Here is a 25,217-nt window from a genome sequence, read left to right as displayed (position 1 = left end):
GACAAGGACCTACCGAGCCCGAATCCGCTCACGTGTGGTCGTGCCGCTCATCCTGTCCGCCACCGTGATCGCCGCCCTCAGCCCGGCCGTCACCGCCGCACCGGCCCACCACCCGCAGGGTGCGTTCGAGTCGATCGCCAGCCCGAAGGAAAGGGCGAACAGGGCGGTCGTCCTCGGTTTCTACACCGCGCTGAACCGCGGGGACCTCGGCCACCTCGACAGGGTGGTGCGCCCCGACCTCGTCCAGCACTACCCCGCGATCGCCGACGGCCGGGACGCGTTCCGCGCGTACCACGCGGGCCTGCGGAGCCAGAACCCCGGCCTCAAGTTCACCGTGAAGCGGACCATCGCCCAGAACGACCTGGTCGTGGTGCACAGCCACTTCGTCGGGAAGGCCGGCGACGCGGGTGTCGCCAAGATCAACCTCTTCCGCCTGGACCGGGGCAGGATCGCCGAGCACTGGGAGGTCAACGAGGCCGTCCGGCCGGCGGGCACCGGCAACGACATGTTCTCCACGCTCAGCTCGCCGAAGATCTCCAAGTCGCTGCCGTTCGCCACGGACGCCGAGAGCGCGCACGTGGCTCGAGCCGCCTTCGCCGAGATCGTCAACCAGCCCGATGACGAGCTCCGCCTCGAGGCGCTCGACCGCTACATCGGGGACAACACCTACTACCAGCACTTCCCGGACGTCCCGAACGGAACCGGAGCGCTGCAGCAGTTCATCCACGACGCGTTCGCCGCGCGGCCGGACTACCGCGCCAACGTGAAGACCGTCGTCGCGGAGGGAGACCTGGTCGCCGTCTTCGTCCACCTGGAGAACCTCTTCGACATGGACAACGGCGTCGGCGCCGACCTGTACCGCGTCCGAGACGGAAAACTGCTGGAGCACTGGGTGGTCATCGAGCCCACTCCGCCGACGTCGGCCAACCCCAACACGATGTACTGATCCGAGGGACGCGGGCGGGAAAGGCGGCTCTATGCAGGACGAAATCGCAATCCGGCCCGCGTCCTCGTCGTCATCGGGCCGCAGCTGGCCCACGACTCCACTGGTTGTGCTCGCGATCGCCCTCGCGGCGGTCGTGGCCTGGCAGATCCGGGACTGGTCGTCCTATTTGGACGTGAGGCCGCGGCCGCTGTCCCACCTCCCGGCCGGTGCCGGGCACCACGCCGGAACAGGTGGGTCTCTCACCCCGCCCCCGGCCATCGTGGCGAGCGCCGTCCCCAACTTCGCCGGCATCACGATGCTCGCCGCGCACGTGACGATGGCGAGCGTGGTGCTGGCCGCCGCCACCACCCGGCGGTGGGCGGCGGCGAGGCGGATCACCGCTGTGCTGGTCTTCGCGGCGACGTCGGCCGTCCTCAGCGCCTCGATGACGATCCCCCTGGCGGGGCTCACCGTCGGCAACGCGATCTCACGCGGCAACACGATGTCCGCGGCGACCACCGTCTTGCAGTACTCGTTCGTGCTCTCCCTGCTGGCCGCGGTCGCCATGCACCCGCGGTTCGCTCCCCGACTCCCTGAAGGTGATCGACGTGCTGAACAGAAGAGATGCGATCAAACTCGGTTCCGTCGTCGGCGCGGCCCTGGTCTTCCCGACGAAGCAGCTGGCGTCCGCGTTCTCTGACGACCCGCCGGGGGTGCCGCCCTTCTCGCTGCCGTTGTCGATCCCCCCGGTGCTGAAGCCCACGCGGAGCACGGCGGACGCCGACTTCTACGACATGCGGATCGCGGAGACCGAGCTCGAGGTCCTCCCCGGTATCCGGACCAAGACCCTGACCTTCAACGGGAGCTTCCCCGGTCCGACCCTCCGCGCCCGGCGTGGTCGCGCCGTGGTGGTCAGGCAGTTCAACGGCCTGTCCGGCCCTGCGACCGTCCACCTGCACGGCGCTGACGTCCCGGCGTCGAGCGACGGGCATCCGATGGACCCGATCGCACCCGGCCAGTCCAGGGAGTACCGGTATCCGAACGACCAGCGGGCCGCGACGCTCTGGTACCACGACCACACGCACCACTTCGAAGGCGAACGGGTCTACCGCGGCCTTTCCGGCGCGTACCTGCTGTCGGATCCCGTGGACGAGCTGCTTCCGCTGCCCACTGGCGAATTCGACGTTCCCCTGATGCTCCGGGACGCCAAGTTCGACAGCGGGGGCCAGCTCGTCTTCGTGCCGGACGACTTCCTGAACCGGCCGACGGTGCTCGTCAACGGACGGCCGCAGCCCTACTTCGAGGTCAAGCGGAAGCTGTACCGCCTCAGGCTGATCAACGGCTCGAACCTCGAGATGTTCAAGTTCCGGCTCTCCACCGGAGCGCCGTTCCTGCAGATCGCGTCCGACGGCGGTTTCCTGCGCGTGCCCGCGGTGCGGCAGGAGATCGACGTCTGGCCGGCGGAGCGTGCCGAGGTCCTGGTGGACTTCCGGTCGGTTCCGCCGGGCACCGCCATCGCGCTGGAGAACGCGGCGGCCCTGTCCGAGAACAAGCGCGACATCCTGCAGTTCCGGGTCGGCGACGGGGGTTCGTGGGCCAAGCCGGAGATCGCCATCCCCAGCTGGTCCCGCGGGCGGGTCCCGCTGGTGCGGGGACAGATCCCGGGATGGCCGGCGAACAACGTGCTGCGAGGCCGGGTCACGAAAACCCGGCGGTTCGTCCTGCGCCTCGATCTCGCGAAGGGCCAGTTCGTCATCAACGACCAGGGGTTCGACCCGGACCGCGTGGACGCGACGATCGAGCACGGCTCGACCGAGATCTGGGAGATCGTGAACGACGACGCCGCTCTCGGCATCCAGCACACGCTGCACCTGCACCTCGTGCAGTTCAGGGTCCTCGACCGCAACGGCAAGCCCGAGCCGGCCCACGACTCCTACCCGAAGGACACCGTCCGCCTGTTCCCCGGCGACGTGGTCCGCATCCAGGCGACGTTCGACTCCCACCTCGGCCGGTACCCCTTCCACTGCCACTTCCTCGACCACGCGACCCACTCGATGATGGGCCAGTTCGAAGTCGTGCCGAAGCGATGAGGGGGCCGGGCGTGGGTGGTGACCGCGAAGCCGGTCACCACCCACGCCCGCAGACCTCTGTGGAACACACCGACGGCCGGACAAACCGAGACCGGGCGTGGAAGCTCAGTCCGACTCGTCCGGACGGTTGCGTCCAAGGGACTCGTGCGCGGAGATGAACTCACTCGCGCACTGGGCGACCGCGCACCCGATCTCGCCCGCCAGCAACACGGCGGCGATGATCTCGGCGAGCTTGGCCACCTTGCCGGTGCCGGCGCAGCCGACCATGCCCAGCGTCGCCTGGAAGGCCGGGAGGCCTGTCCCGCCACCGACCGTTCCCACGATGAGCGTGGGCAGCGTCAGGGAGATCTCCAGGTCGCCGTTGCTCGTCACGCGGGAGTCCACGATTCCCTTGGCGCACTCGCCCAGGTAGGCCATGTCCTGCCCGAAAGCCTGGAACAGGCCGGCCATGCCGTTGGCGACGTGGATGTTGAGCGAGGAGCTGCCGTGCAGCGCGAGCGTGCTCCGGTAGGCCTGGACGTACCGGTCCAGCCGCAGCACGTCCGTCCGCCCCTGAGAGGCCACGACGTCCGCCGGGAGAACCGCCCGGGCGGTCACCGCCTTGCCCTTGAGGCGTGCCGGGATGGGCTTCTTGTCCTCCGGGTACGGCAGGAACTCCTCCAACTCGATGCCGCTGTGCCGGACGATGTGCTCCGAAACCGCGGCTATCGCTTTGCTCGCCATGTTGCTGCCCATCGCGTCACCGGTGGTGAACTCCACTGAAACCAGCACGGTGGAGCCGACGTGCTCGTAGTGGAACCGTTGCGCACGCAGATGACCGCTGGTGCTCTCCGCCACGGCGAGAAGCACCTGTTCCTGGGTTCGGCACCACATCACGAGGTCCTGCGCTTCGCGGAGGCTGTTCACGCGGTAGTGGATGCCCCGCAGGAAGCGGTCGGCCGTCACGACGACTTCGCAGCCTCCCGACGCCTTGAGCATCTTCGCACCGCGGCTGTACGAGGCCACCAGGGTGCCCTCCAGCGTTGCCATGGGCACCACGAACTCGCCCACGGCGTGTTGTCCGTTCACCAGCACGGGACCGCAAAGCCCGAGGGGGACCGGTACGGCGCCGACGAAGTTCTCGACGTTGCCCGCGACGTCGCTCTCGGTGAGAGTCGTCTCCAACGCCGTGATCAGCTTCTTGTCGTCGGAAAGCAGTTCCGCCAGCAGGTTCCGCCGCTGACGCTCGCTGGTGCGCGAGATGTGCATCTTCACATGCCGTTCTGCCGAGTGGTGGGAGAGGCGCTCTGTCGAAGTCGTGGAACCACCCCGGCCTTGTGCTCCGCGAGGCGGCCCCACCTGTCGCGCCGGTTCTGCGAGGACGTTTCCCGAGTCCCGCGCCTCAGGAGTGGAGGAGGTCGCCGACCGCGCCGCTTCCTTGCGACACCGGGGTTTCGCCCGCGCTTTCGACGATGTCGGTGATGGTGCGAAGCGCGTCGTACTCCGCGTACTCCGCTTGCAGCCGTTGCGCGGCGGCGCGGTAGCTGTCGTCACCCAGCACCTTGCTCACCGCCGCACCGATGTCGGAGGCGCGCGGCCTGCCTGTCGCGAGGTTGATGGCCGCGCCGGTCCACGCGGCGTGCGCACTGGAGTCCTTCTTCTCCTCGGTCTCGCCCGCCAGGACGAGGGGCACACCACGGCTGAGGGCCATCTGCATCCCGCCGAACCCGCCGTTGCTGACGAACACGTCGACATGCGGGAGCAGCTGCGTGTACGGGATGTACTCCGCGGCACGCACGTTGTCCGGAAGGGCTCCGAGGTCGCTCACCGGCCGGCCGCCGGTCGTGGCGATCACGAGGCAGTCCTGGCCGGCCAGGGCCTCGATCGTGGGCAGCATCAGCTCGGAGTAGTCGTCATTGCTGACGGTGCCCTGCGAGACGAGAACCACCTTTTCGGCGTTGAGCACGTCATCCCACCACTGCGGCAGCGGCACGTCCTGGTGGTCCGCCTCCCACGGCACGCCCACGAAGCGAACCGAGTCGGGGAGGTCGCTGCGCGGGTACTCCAGGGAGGGGATGCACAGGTGCAGGCATTCGTCGGGCACCACGACCTGGGCGTCGAAGTAGGAGGGCAGCGTGCCGGTGCCGCCGCAGTCGCGGACCAGCTGCTCCGCGAGGCGTTGCGCGGCGGAGAACGCCTCGCGCACCTCCGCGTTGAGCCGGGCGTTGCGCTCCCGTCCGGCCGGTGACGCGTCGGGCAGCAGCCCCATGCCGAAAGGCGCCGTGTCCACGCTGTACAGGGGAAGCACCGTGACGCCGAGGCCGAGTACCCGCGCGGGCCGGATGCCCGGTGCGCCCAGTTGGATCGGCCACAGCCCGTTGAAGTACATCTCGTGCAGCACGACCGTGGGCGTGTCCGGTTGCCGGGCGAGAACTTCCTGGACGGCCTCGTGCTGCTCCCGCATGGGCTTGGCCAGCACCTCGGTGAGGTAGACGGCGATCTGCTCGACCCCCGGTGCGGCGGCGACGAGTTCCGGGACGGTTTGGTACACGTTCGGGCCGTCGTAGTCGGCGTGCCCCTTGAGCGGGTGGAAGGTGGCACCCGTGCTGAGGACCGCGTCGCGCAGGTTGGTGCCGGTGACGAAGGTGACGTCGTGACCCCGGGCCACCAGGTGGGCGGCGATGGGGCGCAGCGGGTTCACGTGTCCGGGAAAGGGAATCGCTGCCATGACCACGCGCGTCATGCGTTGACCTCCAGAAGAGAATCTCGAAGAGAAGATCGGTCACCAGAACAGGACCAGCGACGTGGGAAGTGGGTGTCCGCGAAGGACACGACAGTGCCGGGGAGGTGATGTGCGCGGACCTGGACGCGCAGGCGTGACGACCCGCGGGTCACCGGCTCGGTCGGAGGAACCCGGATCGCCGGCCTGCTCAAGCAGGGACGATCGCGGGTGCGTCGCCGCGGGCAGCTCGCACGAGTTTCATCAGCACGGATCTGACGCTGCACTCGAGGTAGGTGTGGTGCCCCTCGGCTCCGAGCGTCAGCAGGGAGTCCAGGAACGCGACCGGGCGCACGAGGTGACATGCCAGCACTTCGCGGACATCCGCCGGACGCACGACCCGCCGCCCCAGCACAGGGGAGTGGACCGGGATGCTCGGTGCGGCACAGGTGACCGTGTCCACCACGGCGGAGAACCGGGCTGCGGCCTCGTCGAGCAGCGCGTTGTGGAACGGATAGGACACGTGCAGCCGGGTCGTCTCGATGCCCGCCGCCGCGGCGAGGTGTTCCAGGCGTTGCAGCGGTTCCGCCGGGCCGGAGACGACGACCTGCTCGGTGCTGTTGTCGACGGCGAGCACGGTCCGCCGATCGGCGAGCCCGGTGAGCAGCTCGTCGACGTGTCGTCTGTCGGTGCGCAGCGCGACCATGCCGCCGCCCGGCAGACCTGCTCCGCGCAGTGCCTCGTCGCGCGCGATGATCAGCCGGACCGCGTCTTCGAGCGAAACACATCCGGAGGCCACGAGAGCGGCGAACTCGCCGAGGCTGTGGCCCACCAGAACGGCGGGCGACAGGCCGCAGCAACGGGTGTAGAAGTCGTACAGGCAGATCTCGGTCGCGAAGATCGCCAGGTGGAGCCTGCCGGGGTTGTCCTCGACCAGGCTTTCCAGCGTCGGCGCTGTGCGGTCGGTGAGCAACTCGGCCACCTCGGGTCCGCCCGCGGCCCTGGACGCTGCGGTGATCCGCTCCAGCACGGCGGGCAGTCCCGCGAAGTCGTCCGCGAACTCGTGCAGGCCACCCGGGAGATAACCGCCGTGGCCGGCGAAGAGGAAAACCGGGTCGGCGCTTTGCGTGTTCACAAAACTCCCTCGTCGGTGTGCTGTGCCCGAAATATCGCGGCCCCGCCGGTGGTCAACAAGGCGCCATTCCGCCCTGTGGAACGGCGTGGTCGTCCGTCCTGCGCGCCGGTGATCTGTCCACGGCGGGAGATCAGACTCTTCGGTGAGCAGGCCTCGTCACGTCCGTGCTCCCGCTCGACCGGTGCAAAGCGCCGCGGTGCCCGAAGCAAGCGGGAGTGTGGAATTCACCCTCTGCGAACAGTGGCTGAACTGCGAATTTATTCTCGCTGTCCGCACACCGGTGCACTCACCCGATCGGGTAACGGCGGGGCCCTCGGTCTGTCGCGGTGATTGCGGAAAACCGCACTGCGGCGCTCTGGATGGTTGCGGAGTTCCGCAGGTTCGCCCCAACCGGGATTCCATACCGTCGAGCACCGGTCCTCCGCAGATCGCGTCGAGGAGGTGGTGAGGGGTGGTGGCGGTGTTGTCGATCAGCACGTCGTGCACGGGTTCGCAGGCTGGGGGTGACAGCCGCCAAGTGGACGGGGACGCTGTGACCGGCAAGGCCGCCGCGGCGAAGGTGCTCGCCGTTCTGGAGGCTTTCAGCCTCTGCCAGGGCGAGGTCGGCGTCGCCGAGTTGGCGCGGAAGGCGGGGCTGCCGAAGTCGACGACGCATCGGATGCTGGGGTTCCTCTGCGATGAGGGCTTCGTCAAGACCGCTGCCGGGCGCTACGAGTTGACGGTCAAGGTCGCGAGGCTGTCGTCTTCCGGCACGGACGTCGACCCCGGGCTCTACGACCGCGTCCTGCCGTATCTGACGGACCTCCACGAGACGGTCAAGCACCCGGTTCTGCTGGTCGTCCGTGCGGGAGGCGTCGCGCGGGTCGTCAAGCGGGTGTGCGGCAGCCGGACCGCGGGGTTCGCGACCCACCTCGGCGACACGCTGCCGCTGCACTGCACGGCCGCGGGCAAGCTGCTGCTGGCGCACGCGGGGACCCGGGCGGAACAAGATCTCGAGCTGCACCGCTACACCGACCTCACCATCACCGACAGGGGGCAGCTCCAGCGGGAACTGGTCTCGGCGCGGGCCAGCGGCATCGCGGCGGACGTCAACGAGTGGCGGCTCGGGGTGACGAGCCTGGCGGTCGCGCTGCGGGGCTGGGGAGCCGCGCCCGCCGTGATCACGGTGGTCGGTCCCTCCGTCAGGGTCGACATGCGAGCAGTGGCTCCGCAACTGCGACGGCTCGCGCACCACGCCGCGCTGGGTCTGCGGGATTCACCGCTTCGATCCGTCGCGACGTGACGGTGCCGCACGACGTCGACGTGCCCGGTCTCACAACGCGTTCATCGGTGCGGTCGGCCCGCCGCGAGGCTTTCCTGCGGCGCGTCGTCGATCGGGTAGTCGGTGTACCCGGTCGCGCCGCCCGTGTAGAACGTCGCCTGGTCGGGGGAGGCTTCCGGGCGATCGGCCTGCCAGCGTCGGGGCAGATCGGGGTTGGCGATCGCGGCGCGTCCGACGGCGACCGCGTCCGCCTGTCCGGTGTCGACGAGATCGGCGGCGGTCTTCCGGTCGGTGACCGCGGAGAACCCGGTGTTGACGATCATGGGTGAGCCGGAAATGCGCCGGAGGTCTTGGACCAAGGCGCTGCCGGCCTCAGCGTGGATCATGCTCACGTATGCCAGAGAGCACTGGCGGAGACCGTCGAAGAGCGCGGCGTAGGTGGCTGACACGTCCTGTTCGTCGAGCTCCAGGGCGCCTTGGACGTTGGCGCCGGGCGAGACGCGAATGCCGACGCGGTCCGCGCCGATCGCATCGGCGACGGCCTCGGCGACCTCGACGACGAACCGCGCCCGGCGGTGCGGCGTCCCTCCGTACCCGTCGGTGCGGTGGTTCGAGGCGGGGGCGAGGAACTGCTGGAGGAGGTACCCGTTCGCGGCGTGGAGCTCGATGCCGTCGAAACCTGCGCGGCGTGCGCGCCTGGCCGCCTCGACGTGAGCCTGGACGAGCTGCGCGATGTCCTGGGAAGTCGCGGCGGTCGTGCCTTGCGCGGAGTGGTGGCCGTGGTGGTCCTCGAAGGGGATCGCGGAGGGTGCGAGCACGGTGCCGGTGCCCGTGACCTCGGGGTTGGTGACCCGGCCGGCGTGCATGAGCTGGGCGAAGATCGGTGTCCCGTGTGCGTGCACCGCGGCGGTGACGGCGGCCCACCCGTGTTCTTGCTCGTCGTCGACGAGTCCCGGCTGGTTCGGGTAGCCGCGTCCCTCCCGACTGGGGTAGACGCCTTCGGTGACGACGAGGCCGAACCCGGCCCGCTGCGCGTAGTACTCGGCCATGAGCGGCGTCGGTGTGCCGTTCGCGGCTGCACGGCGGCGTGTCATCGGGGACAGTACGAGCCTGTTCTCGAGCTTCACGGCTCCGAGGCCGAGGGGCTGCCACAGTCGCGAGGTGGTCGGAGTGCTCATGTCATGCCGCCTTCCGTCGCAGGGCGACGATCGTGTCGGTGACCTCCGCGCGCTGTCCGCCCGGGCCGGTGGCCAGGCGGCTGCGGTTGTCGAGGATCTCGGCGTCCCACGCCGGGCCGAGGGCCAGTGCGCCCGCGACCTGCTCGGGGGTCGGGTGGGCGTGTGAAGTGGGGTTCCAGGACCACGGGGCGTTGGAGCCGTGGTCGACGATGACCAGCGCTCCGCCGGGCTCGACCGTCCCGGCTGCCCGCCGCCAGATGTCGTCGCGGCCCGGGGCGTAGAAGAAACTCCCGAAGACCAGGTCGAAGGGCCCGTCCGGGAGCGGCTGCGTGGCGGCGTCCCGGCGGATCGTCCGCACCCGGTCCGAGACTCCGTGTTCTGCGGCTTGGGCGGCGATTCTGTCGAGCGCTGTTTGCGCCACGTCGAGTGCCGTCACGGTCCATCCGCGGCGTGCGAGCCAGAGCGCATCCCCACCGTGCCCGGCGCCGAGCTCCAAGGCCGTGCCCGCGCCGGTGAAGAGCTTGGTGATCGTCTCGACCGTCGCCTCGTTGGGGGAGGTGCCCCACGTGGGGTCGAGTGTGCGGTAGTGCTGCTCCCAGAACTCCGCGTCGTACCTCGTCATTGGCTGTACTCGTCCTCTCGTGCTCCGGCAGCGGCGCCGCCTCGTTCCCAGGTTCGGAGTCGCACGGCAAAACCGCAAACTTTCTTGCGGTTTTCGCAAGCGGCCGGCTCCTTGAGCGGTCGCTGCCGCGAACAGCAACTAGACTTGCGAAACGTGCAAACGTCACCGAAGCCCGCCGATCAGCCGAAAGAGCTCGTCGAGAGCATGCTCGGAGCCGTGGGGCCACGGCTGCGCGATCTGCGGCAGCGACGGCAGCTGAAGCTGTCCGACGTCGCGAAGGCGACGGGGCTTTCGACCAGCACGCTCTCGCGGCTCGAGTCCGGCCACCGCCGTCCCACCCTGGACGTGCTGATCCCCCTGGCCCAGGTCTACCGGGTCGCCCTGGACGACGTCGTCGGCGCGCCACCCACGGGGGACCCTCGCATCCACCTGAAGCCGATCCGGCGGCACGGGCGGGTGTACCTGCCGCTGACCCGGTCCGGTGCCCCCGTGCAGGCGTTCAAGGTCGTCCTCCCGCCCCGCCGGGACGGAAAACCCCCGAAGCAGTCGACCCACGGCGGGTACGAGTGGCTCTACGTGCTGAGCGGCTCGGTCGACCTCGTCGTCGGGACGCAGGTCACGACCCTCGTCGAAGGCGACGCCGCCGAGTTCGACACACGGCAGCCGCACAGCATCACCGGCAGCGGCGACACCGCGTCCGAGATCCTGACGCTGTTCAGCCCTCAGGGAGAGCAGATCCACATCCGCGACGCCTGACGATCCACCGCGGCGTGCACTTGCGCGCCCTGCAACGGTCCTGCGCAGAGACACCCACGCACCGAGCCCGACGATCGACGAGCCCTTCCCCGGACACCGCCACCCGCCAGTTCCGGCATCAGCGAAGTGCTCGAGCCGATGCACGACGCGGGCGAAGTCCTCTGTGGACATGATTCTGCCGGATCCGGTCATCGCACCGGCTCCGATCTGCAGGCCACGTCGCTGTTCCGTTCGGCGGAACGGCCGGTTGTGCCAAACGACCGCCGTTCGGCAGATTTCGCATGTCGGCATCGAATTGCCCGGCGGATGATCCGGGGTGTTCCGCCCCTGAATCCGGAAGTCCTTTCCTCTCTTCGAATTCGTCGAGTTTCGAGGTGCTCACGTGTCGAGGAGTGCGGTCGTCACGGGACTGGGCGCGTGGCTGCCCCCGAGGTGGTGACGAACGCCGACCTGTGCTCGCGGCTGCGAAGGCGACCACGCCACCTCCTCGGAAGTGCGGGACCGGGCCCAGCGCTGTCGCGGTGCCCATGCCTTCCCCGCCCTGCCGGTCAGCGACGGCGCGCCTCTCCGTTGACCGGCGAGCACGCCGCGGAGAGGCAACTCGCCGTCTTCCGGGAGCGCACAGCGCGGCTCTGAAAAGATTGGAGCGCAAGGAGTTCGAGACGTTCTGCGGCGGCAGGCCCACTCATCCGAGGAAACTCCGCGTGCGCCAGAGCGTGCGGCTGCTCCCCGTTCTGCCTGGAGGTTCTGGTTCAGAGCACGATTTCCCAGCCATGGCAACGGTTTCCGTGCCATGCGGAATAACGGGCTCGATCCCGCCGCCGCGTTCCGGTGCGCGGGACGGTTCGTTGACCGGTTCATGATCCACTTCCAGAGTGGATCACGTGGGGAAGTGTCTGCGACCCATCGAGAGCTGAGGAACCACGTGATGTCTTCCGACTTGGAACTTTCCGCCACCGCGGTCGAGAAGTGGCTCGTGGAACGCCTTTCGGAGCTCACCGGCACACCTGCTCAGTTCGTCGACGTGGACGAGCGGATCAACCGCTACCTCCGCGACTCGGTGCACATGGTCCGCCTGCTGACCGATCTCGGGACCGAACTGGGCAGGACGCTGCGGCCCACGATGATGTGGGAGAACCCCACCGTCAGGTCACTCGCCCAGGCGGTGAGCGCCTCCGCGCGGCAGGAGGAGCCGAGCCCGGCTCCCGCCCCGGCCACGCGCGGCGCCCGCTCCGACGACCCCATCGCCGTCGTCGGCATGTCCTGCCGGTTCCCGGGCGCAGGTGATGTCGACGCGTACTGGTCGCTGCTGTCGAACGGGGTGGACGCCATCAGCGGCGTGCCGGCGCGGCGTTGGCATGCCGGCGCGGCTCAGGTCGAGGCCTCTGCGGTGGACGACCGCGCCGACAGCTGGCGTGGTGGTTTTCTGGACCAGGTCGATGGTTTCGACCCGCAGTTCTTCGGCATCTCACCGCGTGAAGCGGCCGAGATGGATCCGCAGCAGCGGCTGGCGATGGAGCTGTCGTGGGAGGCGCTCGACGACGCGGGCATAGCGCCCCACAGCCTCCGGGACACCCGGACCGGCGTCTTCTTCGGCGCCATGTGGCACGACTACGCCCAGTTGGCCGCGGGTGACTTCGCGGGGACCACGCAGCACACCGCGACGGGTCAGGACCTCAGCATCATCCCCGCCAGGATCTCCTACTTCCTGGGGCTGCGCGGACCCGCCATCACGCTGAACACCGCCTGTTCGTCCGCGCTGGTCGCCATCCACCAGGCACGGCAGAGCCTCCTGCTCGGCGAGTCGTCGCTCGCCCTCGTCGGCGGGGTCAACCTGATCCTCGCGCTGGACAGCATGGTCGCGATGGACCGGTTCGGCGCGATGGCGCCGGACGGGCGGTGCAAGGCGTTCGACAGCAGGGCGAACGGGTACGTGCGGGGTGAGGGCGGCGGTGTGGTGGTGCTCAAACCGTTGTCCCGCGCACTGGCCGACGGCAATCCCGTCTACTGCGTCATCCGGGGCAGCGCGATCAACAACGACGGCTTCAGCAACGGCATGACCGCACCCAGTCCGGCCGCTCAGGTGGAGGTCCTGCGAGACGCCTACGCCAACGCCGGCATCGACCCCGCGCACGTCGACTACGTCGAGGCGCACGGCACCGGGACGATGCTCGGCGACCCGATCGAGGCGGGAGCGCTGGGCGCGGTGCTCGGGGCGGGCCGCCCGGCCGACCGCCCGCTGGTGCTCGGCTCGGCGAAGACCAACATCGGCCACCTCGAGGCGGCCGCGGGGATGGCGGGCTTCATCAAGACCGTTCTGGCGCTGTGCCACCGTTCCATCCCGCCGAGCCTGCACTTCGAGACCCCGAACCCGCACATCGACTTCGACGGCCTGCGGCTGCGGGTCGCTGCGCGGCGCACGCCGTGGCCACGGCGCGACCGTCCCGGGCTCGCCGGGGTGAGCGCCTTCGGTTTCGGCGGCACCAACTGCCACGTGGTCCTGCAGGAAGCGGGCACGGGCGGGTCGCACCTGGTGCCGTTGTCGGCCCGGGACGAGGACGGGCTTCGTGCTGCGGCGGCAGAGCTCCTCGAGGCGTGCGGGCGACCCGGTGCGACGATGCCGGCGCTGCGTTCCGGTGCCGTGGCCCGGGGAGTCGGGGAGGGGCAGCGGCTGGCGGTCACCGCGGAGGACCCCGCCGATCTGGCGAGGCGGCTCACCGCGCACCTCGACGGCCGCCCCCTGCCCGGCACGGCGACGGGCCTCGTGGAAGCGGATCGCGCCAACCCGGTGTTCCTCTTCGCCGGTCAGGGATCGCAGTGGCTCGGCATGGCGAGGGACCTGGTGCTCGAACCGGCCTTCCTGGCCGCTTTGCGGCGCTGCGACCGCGCGATGCGCTCCCACCTCGACGTGTCGGTCCTGGACGTGGTGCTCGCGGACGACCCGGCCTGGCTCGAGGACCTGCGGCTGGTGCAGCCGGCGATCTTCGCCGTGCAGGTCGCCCTCGCCGCTCTGTGGCGCTCCTGGGGAGTGCACCCCGGTGCCGTCGTGGGGCAGAGCCTGGGTGAGATCGCGGCAGCCCACGTGGCGGGGTGCCTGAGCCTGGAGGACGCGGTGCGGATCGTCTGCGTCCGCAGCAGGATCGTGCACGGCGCCGCGTCCGGCTCGGGCGCGATGGCCGTGGTCGAGCTGCCGGCCGAGGAGGCTCGCCGGGTGATCGCGAGCCGCGCGGACGAGATCTCGATCGCCGTCAGCAGCGGTCCGAACTCGACGGTGATCTCCGGAGCGGCTGACGCCGTGCGGGACCTCTCGTCCGAGCTCGCGCGGTCGGGGATCACGCTGCGGCCGATCCAGGTGGACTACGCGTCGCACTCCCCGCAGATGGATCCGCTGCTGCCCGAGCTGCGATCGGCGCTGAGCGGCGTGCGTCCCCATCGCGGTGTCATCCCCTTCTACTCCACGGTTGTCGGCCAGGACGTGGCCGGTGACGAGCTGGACGCCGAGTACTGGTGCGACAACCTGCGCGAGCCGGTCCTCTTCGCGGAGGTGGTGCGGCTGCTCGTCGCCGAGGGGCGGCGCGACTTCATCGACGTCAACCCGCACCCGCTCCTCGTGCACGACGTGACCGAGTGCCTGGCGGAGGCCGGCCGCGAAGGTCACGTGCTGCCGTCCTCCCGGCGCGCTGAGCCGAGCCGCCCGGTGCTGCTCGACTCCCTCGGCCGCCTGTACTGCCTGGGGCAGGACGTGAACTGGGCCCGTGTGCACGCCAGGACCGGCCGGGAGCCGGCGGAACGCCCGCACGCGCTGGACGGCCAGGAACGGGAGCCGGTGGTGCTGCCGCTGTCCGCGCACACCCCGGCCGCGCTCGCCGACGCAGCCACCGCACTCGCCGACGTCGTGCGGACCGCCGCGGATCTCGCGGACATCGGTTACACGGCCGCCCGTCGCTCTCCGCACGCGCGACGCCTGGCCGTCGTGGGTGCTTCGCGGACCGAACTGGCCGATGCGCTCGAAGGAGCCGCGGAACGGCCGTTGGCCCCGACGTGGAAGAAGCCGTCCGTCGTGTTCGTCTTCCCCGGGCACGGTGCCGCCTGGCCGGGGATGGGCCTGGACCTCGCCGCGACGGAGCCGGTGTTCAGGGACGCACTCGAGGACTGCGACGCGGCCATCCGGCGGATCAGCGGGTTCTCCGTCCTCGAGTACCTGCGGCGGGGGAACGGGGAAGCGGACATCCCGTTGATCGAGGAGGTGCAGCCCGCCCTGTTCGCGATGGAGGTCGCGCTGACGGCCCTGTGGAGGTCCTGGGGCGTCGAACCGGACGCGGTCGTGGGGCAGAGCATGGGGGAGATCGCCGCGGCACACGCCGCCGGCGCGCTGTCCCTCGAGGACGCCGCACTCGTGATCTGCCGCCGGAGCGCACTTCTGGCGTCGATCCGCGGGCAGGGCGCGATGGCGCTGGTCGAGCTCGGCCTCGAGGAGGCGCGGACGCTCATCAGCCGGTGGGACGGCCAGGTCGAGGTCGCGGCGAGCAACAGTCCGTCCTCGACGCTGCTGGCCGGGAGTCCCGAGGCGGTCGAAGAGGTGCTGGGCGAGCTCGAGCGCACGAACGTGTTCGGGCGGCGCATGGTCGTCGACGTGGCCGGGCACAGCCAGCAGGTGGAGCCGCTGCTCGGCGAACTGCGCGCCGAGCTGCGCGGGGTCTGGCCCGCCGCGACCTCGGTGCCGTTCTGCTCCAGCGTGACCGGCGCGATGAGCGCGGGCGAGGAGCTGGGGACGTCGTACTGGCTGCGGAACCTGCGCGAACCGGTGATGCTCGGGCCGGCCGTCGCCCTGCTCGCCGAGCAGGGACACCAGGTGTTCCTGGAGATCAGCCCGCACTCCGTGCTCGGCCCGGCGATCGACGCGACGCTGCACTCGGTCGGCGCGACGGCCACCACGATCGCCAAGGCGCACAGGAAGCGGGGTGAGCGGACGGGCCTGCTGGAAGCCGTCGCGGCGCTGTACACGGCGGGGTGCGAGGTCGACTGGGACCGGGTGCAGCCCGCCGGTGGCCGCACGGTTCCGCTGCCCGCCTATCCCTGGCAGCGCGAACCGTACTGGCTCGACCGCGTTCGTGGCGCTCGACGCGACAGGACGAGCGCGATCGACGACGGTGCGCGGTCTGAGCCGGAAGAAGTCGTCCCGCAGGAGGCCGCGGGGAGCATCGACGACGGTGCGGCCTTCGAAGACCGGCTGGCGAACCGGGTGGCCTGGGTGCTGCGCCTGCGGCAGGACGAGGTCCGGCGGGACGTCCAGCTGAGCAAGCTGGGCATGACCTCCTTGATGGCAATGGAACTCCGCAACCTGGTTCTGCGCGATCTGGCCGTGGAGATCCCGGTCTCACGAGTGCTGCGGGCGGACGGGGTGTCCGCACTCGCGGCCGAGGTGCAGACGTCGGTCGGTGCCGGCCAGGCGGCTCCCGGCGCCGCGACGGTCGTGGGATCGATGGACTGGATGGAGCTGTGAACGCGATGACCTCACTGGTGGAACTGCTGGGGCGGGGCGTGCAGCTGACGCCCGCCGGGGACCGGCTGCGGCTGCGGGCCGCTGCGGGAACCCTCGACCCCGCCGAGCGGGATGCGGTGAGGGAGCACAAGTCCGAGCTCCTGGACCTGCTCGGCGGGCGCTCGGCCTGTCGGCTGACCGGTGTGCAGGACCGCATCTGGTTCCTCGACAGGCTCGACCCGACGGGAGTGGCGTACACGTTCACCGTCACCTACCGGATCGAGGGACCGGTCGACGCGTCGGCGCTCGCCGCCGCACTGGAGACCGTCTGGCACCGCCACCCCGGTCTGCGGGCGACCTTCGAAGAGATTGGGGGAGTGCCGGTCCAGTTCATCGAGCCGGAGTCGAACCCCGTGCTGAGGACCGCCGATCTCCTCGACGCCACTGACGAGGAGATCGACCGGGAGCTGCGAGCTGCCCTGATCGCGCCGTTCGACCTCGCTCGTGGCCCGTTGATGCGTTCGGTGCTCGTGCGCACCGGGGAACGGGAGCACGTGTGGGGGCTGACCCTGCACCACCTGGTCGCCGACGGGTGGACCACCGGGCTCGTCGTGCGGGAGATCTCCGAGATCCTCAACGGCGAGAGCGGTGCGGTCGAGGGCTTGGACTACACCGACTACGCCGAGTGGGAGCGCACACACGCCGACAGTCCCGCCTCAGCCGGGAACCTGGACCACTGGGTGGGGGCGTTGTCGGGAAGCACTCCGCTGGAACTGCCGCTGGACCACCCGCGCCCGCCCCGGCGCGGCCACGCCGGCGCGCGGGTCGACTTCGTCCTGCGACCGGAGCTGACCGCCCGGCTCACGGAGTTCGGCAGGGAGGAAGCGGCAACCCGGTTCGCCACGCTGCTCGCCGTGTACCTCGTGCTGCTGTGGCACTCCACCGAGCGCGAGGACATCTCGATCGGCACGCCGTACGCCAACCGGCTGGACCCCGGGTTCGAGCGTACCGCCGGGTGCTTCGTCAGCACCCTGGTGCTGCGCGTCGGTCTGTCCTCCGAGCTGAGTTTCCGCGAGCTGGTGCGCAGGACCGCCGCAGTGTGCGCCGACGCCTGGGACCACCAGAACTACTCGTACGAGAAGCTGGTGAGCGAGGTGGCCGGAAACCGGGACCTCAGCCGCAGCCCGCTGTTCCAGGCGTTCTTCGCCTTCCAGGACGCGTTCCACCCGCTGAGGCTGCCCGGCGCCACAGCCGAGCTGCGCCCGTTCGACACCGGCAGCGTCCAGTTCGACCTCGAACTGCACTTCCACCCCGACATCGACGAACGGGAACTGCTGGGGAGCTTCTACTACGACACGGCACTGTTCGAGCGGTCGACGATCGAGGCCATGGCCCGTCGCTGGCAGCACCTCGCCGCGTCGCTGATCGGCTCCCCGGACCTGCCGATCGGTGACGTCTCCCTGATGACCGAGCTGGAGCGCCGGAACCTCCGCCGGCGCAACAGCACCGCGTCGAACCACGCACGGGACACGACGGTCGACCGGCTCGTGGCGGCGTGGGCCGAGGTCGACCCCGAGCGCGTCGCCGTCCTCTGCGACGGCCGTGAGCTCAGCTACGCGGAGCTCGACCGCGCGGTGTCGGCGTTGGCCTGCCGCATCGACGCCGCGGGAGGCCGTGGCCGGCGACTCGGGATCTTCCTGGACCGCGGCCCCGAGATGGTGGTGGCGGTGCTGGCGGCGCTCCGCGCGGGCGCGGTCTTCGTCCCGCTGGCCACCGATCTGCCCGAGGAGCGGATGGCCTGGATCGTCGAGGACACCGGCATGTCCCTGGCGGTCACGCGGTCGGACGTCGCCGTCCGCCTGCCCGAACGGGTCCGGCCGCTGCCGGTCGACGGGTCACCGGGCGCGACGCCGGGCGGGCCGCTCGAACCACCCGCCTCCGGCAGTCCCGCCTACGTGCTGCACACGTCCGGGTCGACGGGCCGGCCCAAGGGTGTCGAGGTGCGGCACGACAACCTGCTGAACCTGCTGCACGCGATGGCGGTGAAGCCGGGGATCCGGCAGGACGACGTGTTCCTCGCGGTGACCAGCCTGTCGTTCGACATCTCGCTGCTGGAGCTGCTGCTCCCGCTGGTCACCGGTGCGGCGGTCGTCGTCGCCACCGCGGAGGAGGCGACGGACCCGGCTCGCCTGGCCGATCTGCTGGACACCAGCGGTGCCACCATCATGCAGGCGACGCCCTCCACGTGGCGGATGCTGTTCGACTCCGGCTGGAAGGGCCTGTCCCGGCTCACCGCGCTGTGCGGCGGGGAGGCCATGAGCCGCGACCTGGCCGACCAGCTCCTGGCCGGGTGCAAGGAAGTGTGGAACCTCTACGGTCCCACCGAGACGACGATCTGGTCCGCCCGCTGGAAGGTCGACGCGTCCGATCCCGTGCGCATCGGAGAGCCGATCGAGAACACCCGGTTCTACGTCGTCAACGGACGCGGCCTGCTCGTGCCACCCGGAGTGCCGGGCGAGCTGTGCATCGCGGGTGAGGGCGTCGCGAACGGCTACCTGAACCGGCCGGAGGAGACCGAGCGGCGATTCGTGGACCTGGCGGAGGTGCCCGAGCGCGTCTACCGCACCGGTGACCTGGTCCGCGAGTTGGCGGACGGCACCCTGACCTTCCTGGGACGGACGGACCAGCAGCTCAAGGTGCGCGGTCACCGCGTCGAGGCCGCCGAGGTCGAACACGCGCTGCGCCAGCACCCCGCCGTCGTCGACGCCGCGGTCACCCTGACAGCGGACGGGGTGCTCGTCGCCCACCTGGCCGCGCACGACGGCGACACCGTCTCCGCGGAACAGCTCAGAGAACTGCTCGCTCCTGTCCTCCCGGCTTACATGGTGCCGCAGCGCTTCGTAGTGCACACGGCGCTTCCGATGACTCCCAACGGAAAGATCGACCGCACGGCGCTTTCGTCGATGGTGCCGGAGTCGGCTCCGGCCGCCACCGCGTACGAACCGCCCGTCGGCGAGACCGAGACGGTCGTCGCGGAGATCTACGGCGACCTCCTCGGCCGGACCGGGATCGGCAGGCACGACGGCTTCTTCGAACTCGGCGGGCACTCCCTGCTGGCCACCAGGGCGCTGTTCCAGGTCGAGGAGCGCTTCGGCGTGCGGGTGGAGCTGCAGAACCTCTTCGCGCACCCCACGGTGTCGGCGCTCGCCGCACGGATCGACGACGACCTCACCCGCGGTGCCGGGGACGACCTCGCCATCAGCGCCGCGCTCGACCAGCTCGAGTCGATGTCGGACGAGGAAGTCGCCCGCCTGCTCGACGACCTCAACTGACGAACCAGCGAACCAGGAGACAGTGTGAACACGACCGACCGGCTCCAGCAGCTGTCCGACACCAAGCGGCTGGCGCTGTTGCGGCTGCTGGAGAACAAGAACATCGGGAACGACCGGCTGCTCACCCTGGAGGGGTCGAACGTCAAGGTGCTGCGGGAGGGCGCCCCGATCCTGTTCCTCTACCCGGCCACGGACGGCAGCGTGAGCTACATGAACAACTACCTGCCGCACATCCCCGAGGCCTGGGGCGTGTACGCCTTGCAGACCCCCGGCATGGATGGTGAGCAGTCGCCCTACCGCACGGTCGAGGAGCTGGCCGCCCACGGCATCCGCCAGATGCGCCGCGTCCAGCCGGAGGGCCCTTACTACGTCGCGGGGAACTGCATGGGCGGACTGCCCGCGTACGAGACGGCCCGCCAGCTCCACGAACAGGGCGAGCGGACCGGCCTCGTCCTGCACCTGATGCCGAACTTCAACCGCCCCTGGAAGGAGCTGCCGGTCGACAGCGCCTCGTTGCAGCAGCGGGCGATCATGGACTACGTCTACATCATCGAACGCCTGCTGGCCGTGCGGATCGACCTGCCGTGGGACGAGTTGAACGAGCTCGACGAAGGAGCACAGGTCGAGTTCGTCGTCCGCTACGTCGACGAGCACGACCTGCTGTCCGGAATGGACCTCGACGTCTTCCGCAACCGGATGGCCATCTACAAGGCGAACCTCTCGGCGATGCTCACCTACGACCCCCCGACCGGCTTCGACGGCAGCATCACGATCCTCGCCGTCGGCGAGGCCAGCCGGCAGGAGACCGCGATCCACGCGATGTCGCCCTACGCCGCACCCCTGCGGTCGATCCACCGCGACCAGATCAACACCATCTTCGTGGACGCCGACGGCGGCGCGCTGTTCGACGGCGCCGAGCCGGACATCGGCAAGATCGGCCGCGAACTGCGCGAGATCGTCTCCGCGGCGGGCGAAGGCACCCTGGCGTGACCGCCGAGGGACAGGACCGGTATCCGCACCTGTTCTCCCCGCTGGAGGTGGGCGGCGCGCGTTTGAAGAACCGGATCGTGTTCCCGGCGATCATGAACAACTACGCGCGTCGGGGACTGGTGACCGACCGCACGGTCACCTTCTACGCCGAGCGCGCCGCCGGTGGTGCGGCGATGGTGGTCTCCGAGGCGCTGTTCGTCCACCCGAGCTCGGTACCCCCGCAGACGGGTCTCGCGGCGTACGAACCCGCCAACGCCGCGGGGTTCGAGCGCCTCGCGGCCGCGGTCGAGGAACACGACTGCCGGATGGTCGGTCAGCTCCTGCACTCGGGCAGGCAGCAGGTGCGGGGTCCGGTGTCGGACAGCTCGATCGGGGTGTCGCCCCTGCCGGACCCGTACAGCTGGACGGTTCCGCACGTGATGTCCACGTCGGAGGTCCGGATGATCGCCGAGTCGTTCGTGGCTTCCGCCGCTGTCCTGCAGCGTGCGGGGTTCTCCGGCGTCGAGGTGCACGCGGCGCACGGTCACCTGATCACGCAGTTCCTGTCGCCGTGGTCGAACACCAGGCAGGACGAGTACGGCGGCGACCTGGACGGGCGGACCAGGTTCCTGCGCGAGGTCCTGGCCGGCATCCGATCGGTGTGCGGGCCGGATTTCCTGCTGGGTTTGAAGATGCCGGGCGACGAACTGGTGGAGGGAGGCATCACCGCGGAGGAGTCGGCCCGCATCGCGAACCGGGTGAGCCGGGAGACTCCGCCTGACTACCTCGCGTTCGGCCAGGGCAACTCCTCGCTCAGCTTCGGCGACCACGTGCCCGACATGCACTACCCGCCCGGCCCGTACCTCGGGATCCAGCGCGACCTCAGGGCGGCGGTGACCCTCCCGGTCCTGGCGTTCGGCCGCGTCACCTCCGCTGCCGAAGCCGAAGCCGTCGTCCGGGACGGCATCGGTGACCTGGTCGGCCTGGGACGCCTCCTGGTGGCCGATCCCGGCTTCCCGGCCAAGGTGCGGGCGGGCCGCGAGCGGGAGGTGCGGCCGTGCCTCTACTGCAACGTGTGCTGGGGAGAGGTCACCAGTGGCCGCACGATCGCCTGCGTGGTCAACCCCGACCTCGGCACCGGTGGTGAAGCCGCTCGCCGGGTCCGCGGGGCGTCCAGGAAGCGCGAGGTCACCGTGGTCGGCGCCGGGGTGGCGGGCCTTCAGGCCGCCGCGGCGGCGGCCGAGCACGGGCACCGGGTGACCTTGCTGGCCGGACCGCACCTCGGGGGCAAGGCGAGGGTGGAGTCGCTGTTGCCGGGACGCGCTGACATCGCGGCCACCCTGGAGCACCAGCGGTGGCTGGTGGAGCGCAACGGCGTGCGCGTCGAGCAGAGTGCGCGCGTGACGGCGGAGATGGTCCTCGCGACCGGTCCCGACATCGTCGTCATCGCCACCGGGGCGCGGATGATGCGACCGCCCACCCTGGACGCCCACAGCGAGGAGGGCGTCAGCGTGCGGGACTACCTGCTCCGCGACGACAGCGGAGCGGACGACGGCACAGCGGTGCTGTTCGACTTCGACCACTCGGCCGGGACCTACGCGGTCGCCGACCTCCTGGTGCGGCGCTACCGCGACGTGGTGCTCATGACGCCCAGGACGTCCCTGGGCGACGCGGTGCCGTACGTGAGCCGCCTGGGCGTCCACCGGAGACTGCACGAGGCGGGCGTGCGCATCGAGTTGTCGACCGAACCGCTGCTGTACAAGGACCACGTGCTGCGCTGCGCGAACGTCTTCACCGGGCGGCTCACCGAGATCGAGGACGTGGCCCTGTTCACCTGGTCGACCCCCCGCCAGCCGGTCGACGAGCTGTCGGGTCCGCTGTCGGCGAGCGGAGTGCCCGTCCACGTCATCGGGGACGCGTACGCGCCGGGAACCATGCTCACGTCGATCCGGGAGGCCGAGATGCTCGGCAGGCGGCTGTGAGGGCGCCTCAGCGGCCGTTCCCCTGAGCTTCCGGTTCACCCAGTCAATCCGTGGAGATGAGATGCTGAACAGCAGCACGGGCCGTTGCCCCGTGCAGGGGCGATTCGATCCGCTGGCTCCCGGCTACATCGCCGACCCGTACCCGGCGCTCGCCACCCTGCGCGAGGAAGCCCCGGTCTTCTACGAGCCGCAGCTCGACATGTGGCCGGTCACCCGGCACGAGGACGTCAAGCGGATCCTCACCGATCACGAGAGCTTCTCCGGTGCGATCACCCAGACCCCCTTCTACCCGCTCGCGGAGGAGGCGAAGGAGATCCTCGACGCCGGGTTCCACGCGACCCCGACCGTCTCCAACTGCGACCCGCCCAAGCACACCAGGGTCCGAGCCTTCAACGTCAAGGCTTTCTCCGCCAGGAGGGTCGCAGGGCTCGAACCGGTCATCCGCGCCTACACCACCGAACTGCTCGACGGTGTCGCCTCGAGGTCGCGGTTCGACCTGGTGCGGGAGTTGACGGCACCACTGCCCGCCAAGATCGTGTTCAGCCTGATCGGCTTCCCCGAGTCGGACTCGGAAGCGCTCAAGGCGCTCGCCCTCAACCGCATGGCCTTCACCTGGGGGCGGTCCACGAAGGACGAACAGGTCAGGATCGCGGGAAGGATGGTCGAGTACTGGCGGTACTGCACGGACTTCGTCGCCGCGCGCAAGGAGGACCTGCGGGACGACTTCACCAGCGACCTGCTCCGCTCACACCTCGCGGATCCCGCCGCGCTGTCGGTCGAGGAGATCGTCAACGTCATCCACGCGGTGAGCTTCGCCGGCCACGAGACCACGACCAACGCGTCGTCGAGCACGCTGCAGCGGCTGCTCACGCACCGGGAGCAGTGGGAGGAGATCTGCGCCGACCCCGCGCTGATCCCGAACGCGGTCGAGGAGGGGCTGCGCTTCGACCCGAGCCTGCACACCTGGCGCAAGATCACCACCAGGGAGGTCGACATCGGCGGGGTCACCGTCCCGGCGGGGGCCAAGCTGCTGCTCCTCATCGGTTCCGCGAACCACGACCCGGCACGGTTCCCCGACCCGGACCAGTTCGACGTCCACCGGTCCAACTCCCAGCAGCACCTCACCTTCGGCAGGGGAATCCACGCCTGCTTCGGCGCTCCGCTGGCCCGGCTGGAGATGCGGGTCATGCTGGAGGAACTCACGGCACGCCTGCCCCACCTCCGGCTCGCGGCCGATGAAGTCGTGCGGTACCACGAAAACGCGTGTTTCCGCGGCCCCGTGCAGCTGTGGGTGGACAACCCTTCCCCCGCCTGAGCCACCACCACGCACGCGACCGGGTCCTTCTGCCAGGCAACCGGAACCAGCCCGATCAAGGAGAACTGCACTGAAGTACTGGGAGCGTCACGTCGCGTCGCCGGCCGATCCTCTTCGCGTGGCCGCCACGCTCGCGGCGACATCGGCCGAGGACAACGTGCTCTACGAGAACCAAGGGTCGATCTGCTGGGGTGAGGGCGCCTACGCGACCGTGACCACGCGGGCGGACGAACCGCTGTCGGTGGTCGCCACCCGGCTCGCGGAGGTCGACGTCGAGGACTGGCGCGCTTACGGCTGGGCCACCTTCGAGCTGTCCTACGCGTTGTACGGACTGGACGACGCGCCGGCGGCCGACACGGTCACCTTGATGATCCCGCGGCGTGAAGTGCGCTTCGAGAACGGCACCGTCCTCCTGCGCGCGCTCACCGCGGCGGACCTGGACGCGCTGGAGTCGCGGCTCGCGGATGCCGTGCTGAGCGGCGGGATCGAGCCGGCGGAGGCGCGTGTCGAGGTCGATGTCGACGGCCACGACGCGGAGGGCTACCGGGCCGCGGTCGCGGCGGGCATCGCGGAGATCCGCTCCGGCGCGCTGGACAAGGTGATCCTCTCCCGTGTGGTGCCGGTGCCCGAAGACATCGACATGCCCACGACGTACCTCACCGGCAGGCTTGCCAACAGCCCGGCGAGGTCGTTCCTCCTGCGCCTGCGGGGCTGGGAGGCGCTCGGGTTCAGCCCGGAGATCGTGATCAGCGTGAGCTCCGGGGGTGAGGTGGTCACGCAGCCGCTGGCCGGCACGCGCGCCTTCCTCGGCGATCACGAAGCCGACCAGGTACGGCGTGACGAGCTCTACCGCGATGCCAAGGAGGTGTTCGAACACGCGATCTCGGTGCGCCTGGCGGTGACCGAACTGTCGACCGTGTGCACGCCGTCGACCGTCCGCGTCGAGGAGTTCATGAGCGTGAAGGAACGCGGCAGCGTGCAGCACCTCGCCTCCCAGCTCTCGGGTTCACTCGCACCGGACCGCACCGGCTGGGACGCGTTCGCCGCTCTCTTCCCGGCGGTCACGGCCTCCGGCATCCCCAAGGCACCCGCCTGCGAGCTGATCCGGCGCGCCGAGACGCAGCCGCGCGGCCTCTACAGCGGCGCCGTGCTGACCGTCGAACCGGACGGCGCCATCGACGCGGCTCTCATCCTCCGCAGCGTGTTCCGCCGCCACGGCGACATCTGGCTGCGGGCGGGCGCGGGCATCGTCGCCCAGTCCACTCCGGAACGGGAGCTGGAGGAGACCCGGGAGAAGCTGCGCAGCGTGTCGCGCTTCCTCGTGCCCACGCGGTAGGTCGCTTTGCCGGACTGATCGGCGGGGCCGGGAACGGCCCCGCCTGGTCGTTCAGGCCCCTTCCCCAGCCGGGGAGACTACGTTCCGCACCGTGGAACTCAGCGATCTGGGTCACACCTGGTTTGGTTTAGATTCC

At 70.1% G+C, this 25,217-nt stretch carries 16 protein-coding genes; 10 read left to right on the top strand and 6 right to left on the bottom strand.

Features of this window, described 5'->3' with window-relative positions; genetic code table 11:
- The first annotated feature begins 40 nt into the window (after positions 1–40).
- Positions 41–946: a nuclear transport factor 2 family protein gene (locus tag V1227_RS11820; RefSeq protein WP_329792558.1), complete on the top strand. Its 906-nt coding sequence runs from the start codon at positions 41–43 to the stop codon at positions 944–946.
- Positions 947–1,108: 162 nt separating this feature from the next.
- On the opposite strand, the gene V1227_RS11815 is transcribed toward V1227_RS11820, so the two are convergent.
- Positions 1,109–1,492, bottom strand: coding sequence for a hypothetical protein (locus V1227_RS11815; protein WP_329792557.1), 384 nt, complete (start codon positions 1,490–1,492; stop codon positions 1,109–1,111).
- Positions 1,493–1,533: 41 nt separating this feature from the next.
- On the opposite strand from V1227_RS11815, the gene V1227_RS11810 reads away from it, so the two are divergent.
- A complete protein-coding gene (locus V1227_RS11810) occupies positions 1,534–3,015 on the top strand; it encodes a multicopper oxidase family protein (RefSeq protein ID WP_329792556.1) in 1,482 nt (493 codons plus the stop codon).
- Between the two features lie 105 nt (positions 3,016–3,120).
- On the opposite strand, the gene V1227_RS11805 is transcribed toward V1227_RS11810, so the two are convergent.
- The 3 genes from V1227_RS11805 to V1227_RS11795 all read right to left on the bottom strand — a co-directional run bounded on the left by V1227_RS11805 (position 3,121) and on the right by V1227_RS11795 (position 6,848).
- Positions 3,121–4,263: a hypothetical protein gene (locus V1227_RS11805; RefSeq protein WP_329794005.1), complete on the bottom strand. Its 1,143-nt coding sequence runs from the start codon at positions 4,261–4,263 to the stop codon at positions 3,121–3,123.
- Between the two features lie 133 nt (positions 4,264–4,396).
- On the bottom strand, positions 4,397–5,737 hold the full coding sequence (locus tag V1227_RS11800) for a glycosyltransferase (RefSeq protein WP_329792555.1): 1,341 nt from the start codon (positions 5,735–5,737) through the stop codon (positions 4,397–4,399).
- Positions 5,738–5,924: 187 nt separating this feature from the next.
- The gene (locus V1227_RS11795; RefSeq protein WP_329792554.1) at positions 5,925–6,848 is read right to left on the bottom strand and encodes an ACP S-malonyltransferase; all 924 of its coding nucleotides are present in this window, start codon (positions 6,846–6,848) and stop codon (positions 5,925–5,927) included.
- 517 nt (positions 6,849–7,365) lie between these two features.
- Here V1227_RS11795 and V1227_RS11790 point away from each other — a divergent pair.
- Complete coding sequence (locus V1227_RS11790) at positions 7,366–8,130, top strand: IclR family transcriptional regulator (RefSeq protein WP_329792553.1); 765 nt, start codon at positions 7,366–7,368, stop codon at positions 8,128–8,130.
- Positions 8,131–8,171: 41 nt separating this feature from the next.
- On the opposite strand, the gene V1227_RS11785 is transcribed toward V1227_RS11790, so the two are convergent.
- On the bottom strand, positions 8,172–9,287 hold the full coding sequence (locus V1227_RS11785) for an oxidoreductase (protein ID WP_329792552.1): 1,116 nt from the start codon (positions 9,285–9,287) through the stop codon (positions 8,172–8,174).
- A gap of 1 nt (position 9,288) precedes the next feature.
- Positions 9,289–9,909 (bottom strand): class I SAM-dependent methyltransferase, encoded by a 621-nt coding sequence (locus tag V1227_RS11780; RefSeq protein WP_329792551.1) that lies wholly within the window; start codon positions 9,907–9,909, stop codon positions 9,289–9,291.
- 153 nt (positions 9,910–10,062) lie between these two features.
- On the opposite strand from V1227_RS11780, the gene V1227_RS11775 reads away from it, so the two are divergent.
- The 7 genes from V1227_RS11775 to V1227_RS11745 all read left to right on the top strand — a co-directional run bounded on the left by V1227_RS11775 (position 10,063) and on the right by V1227_RS11745 (position 25,081).
- Positions 10,063–10,665 carry a helix-turn-helix domain-containing protein gene (locus V1227_RS11775; RefSeq protein ID WP_329792550.1) on the top strand — a complete coding sequence of 201 codons (603 nt, stop codon included), beginning with the start codon at positions 10,063–10,065 and terminating at the stop codon, positions 10,663–10,665.
- Positions 10,666–11,593: 928 nt separating this feature from the next.
- Positions 11,594–16,168, top strand: coding sequence for a polyketide synthase (locus V1227_RS11770; RefSeq protein ID WP_329792549.1), 4,575 nt, complete (start codon positions 11,594–11,596; stop codon positions 16,166–16,168).
- 5 nt (positions 16,169–16,173) lie between these two features.
- The gene (locus tag V1227_RS11765; RefSeq protein WP_329792548.1) at positions 16,174–19,479 is read left to right on the top strand and encodes a non-ribosomal peptide synthetase; all 3,306 of its coding nucleotides are present in this window, start codon (positions 16,174–16,176) and stop codon (positions 19,477–19,479) included.
- Between the two features lie 24 nt (positions 19,480–19,503).
- Positions 19,504–20,469, top strand: coding sequence for a thioesterase domain-containing protein (locus V1227_RS11760; RefSeq protein ID WP_329792547.1), 966 nt, complete (start codon positions 19,504–19,506; stop codon positions 20,467–20,469).
- Positions 20,466–22,430: an oxidoreductase gene (locus tag V1227_RS11755; protein ID WP_329792546.1), complete on the top strand. Its 1,965-nt coding sequence runs from the start codon at positions 20,466–20,468 to the stop codon at positions 22,428–22,430. Before V1227_RS11760 ends, V1227_RS11755 begins: the two co-directional genes overlap by 4 nt.
- Positions 22,431–22,491: 61 nt before the next feature.
- A complete protein-coding gene (locus tag V1227_RS11750; RefSeq protein WP_329792545.1) occupies positions 22,492–23,745 on the top strand; it encodes a cytochrome P450 in 1,254 nt (417 codons plus the stop codon).
- 118 nt (positions 23,746–23,863) lie between these two features.
- Positions 23,864–25,081 (top strand): salicylate synthase, encoded by a 1,218-nt coding sequence (locus V1227_RS11745; RefSeq protein ID WP_329792544.1) that lies wholly within the window; start codon positions 23,864–23,866, stop codon positions 25,079–25,081.
- The last annotated feature ends 136 nt before the right edge of the window (positions 25,082–25,217 follow it).

The sequence above is a fragment of the Lentzea sp. DG1S-22 genome, from assembly GCF_036321065.1.
Lineage (GTDB): Bacteria > Actinomycetota > Actinomycetes > Mycobacteriales > Pseudonocardiaceae > Lentzea > Lentzea jiangxiensis.
Note: the sequence above shows the minus strand (reverse complement) of the source record. Positions and strands in the feature narration are given on the sequence as shown.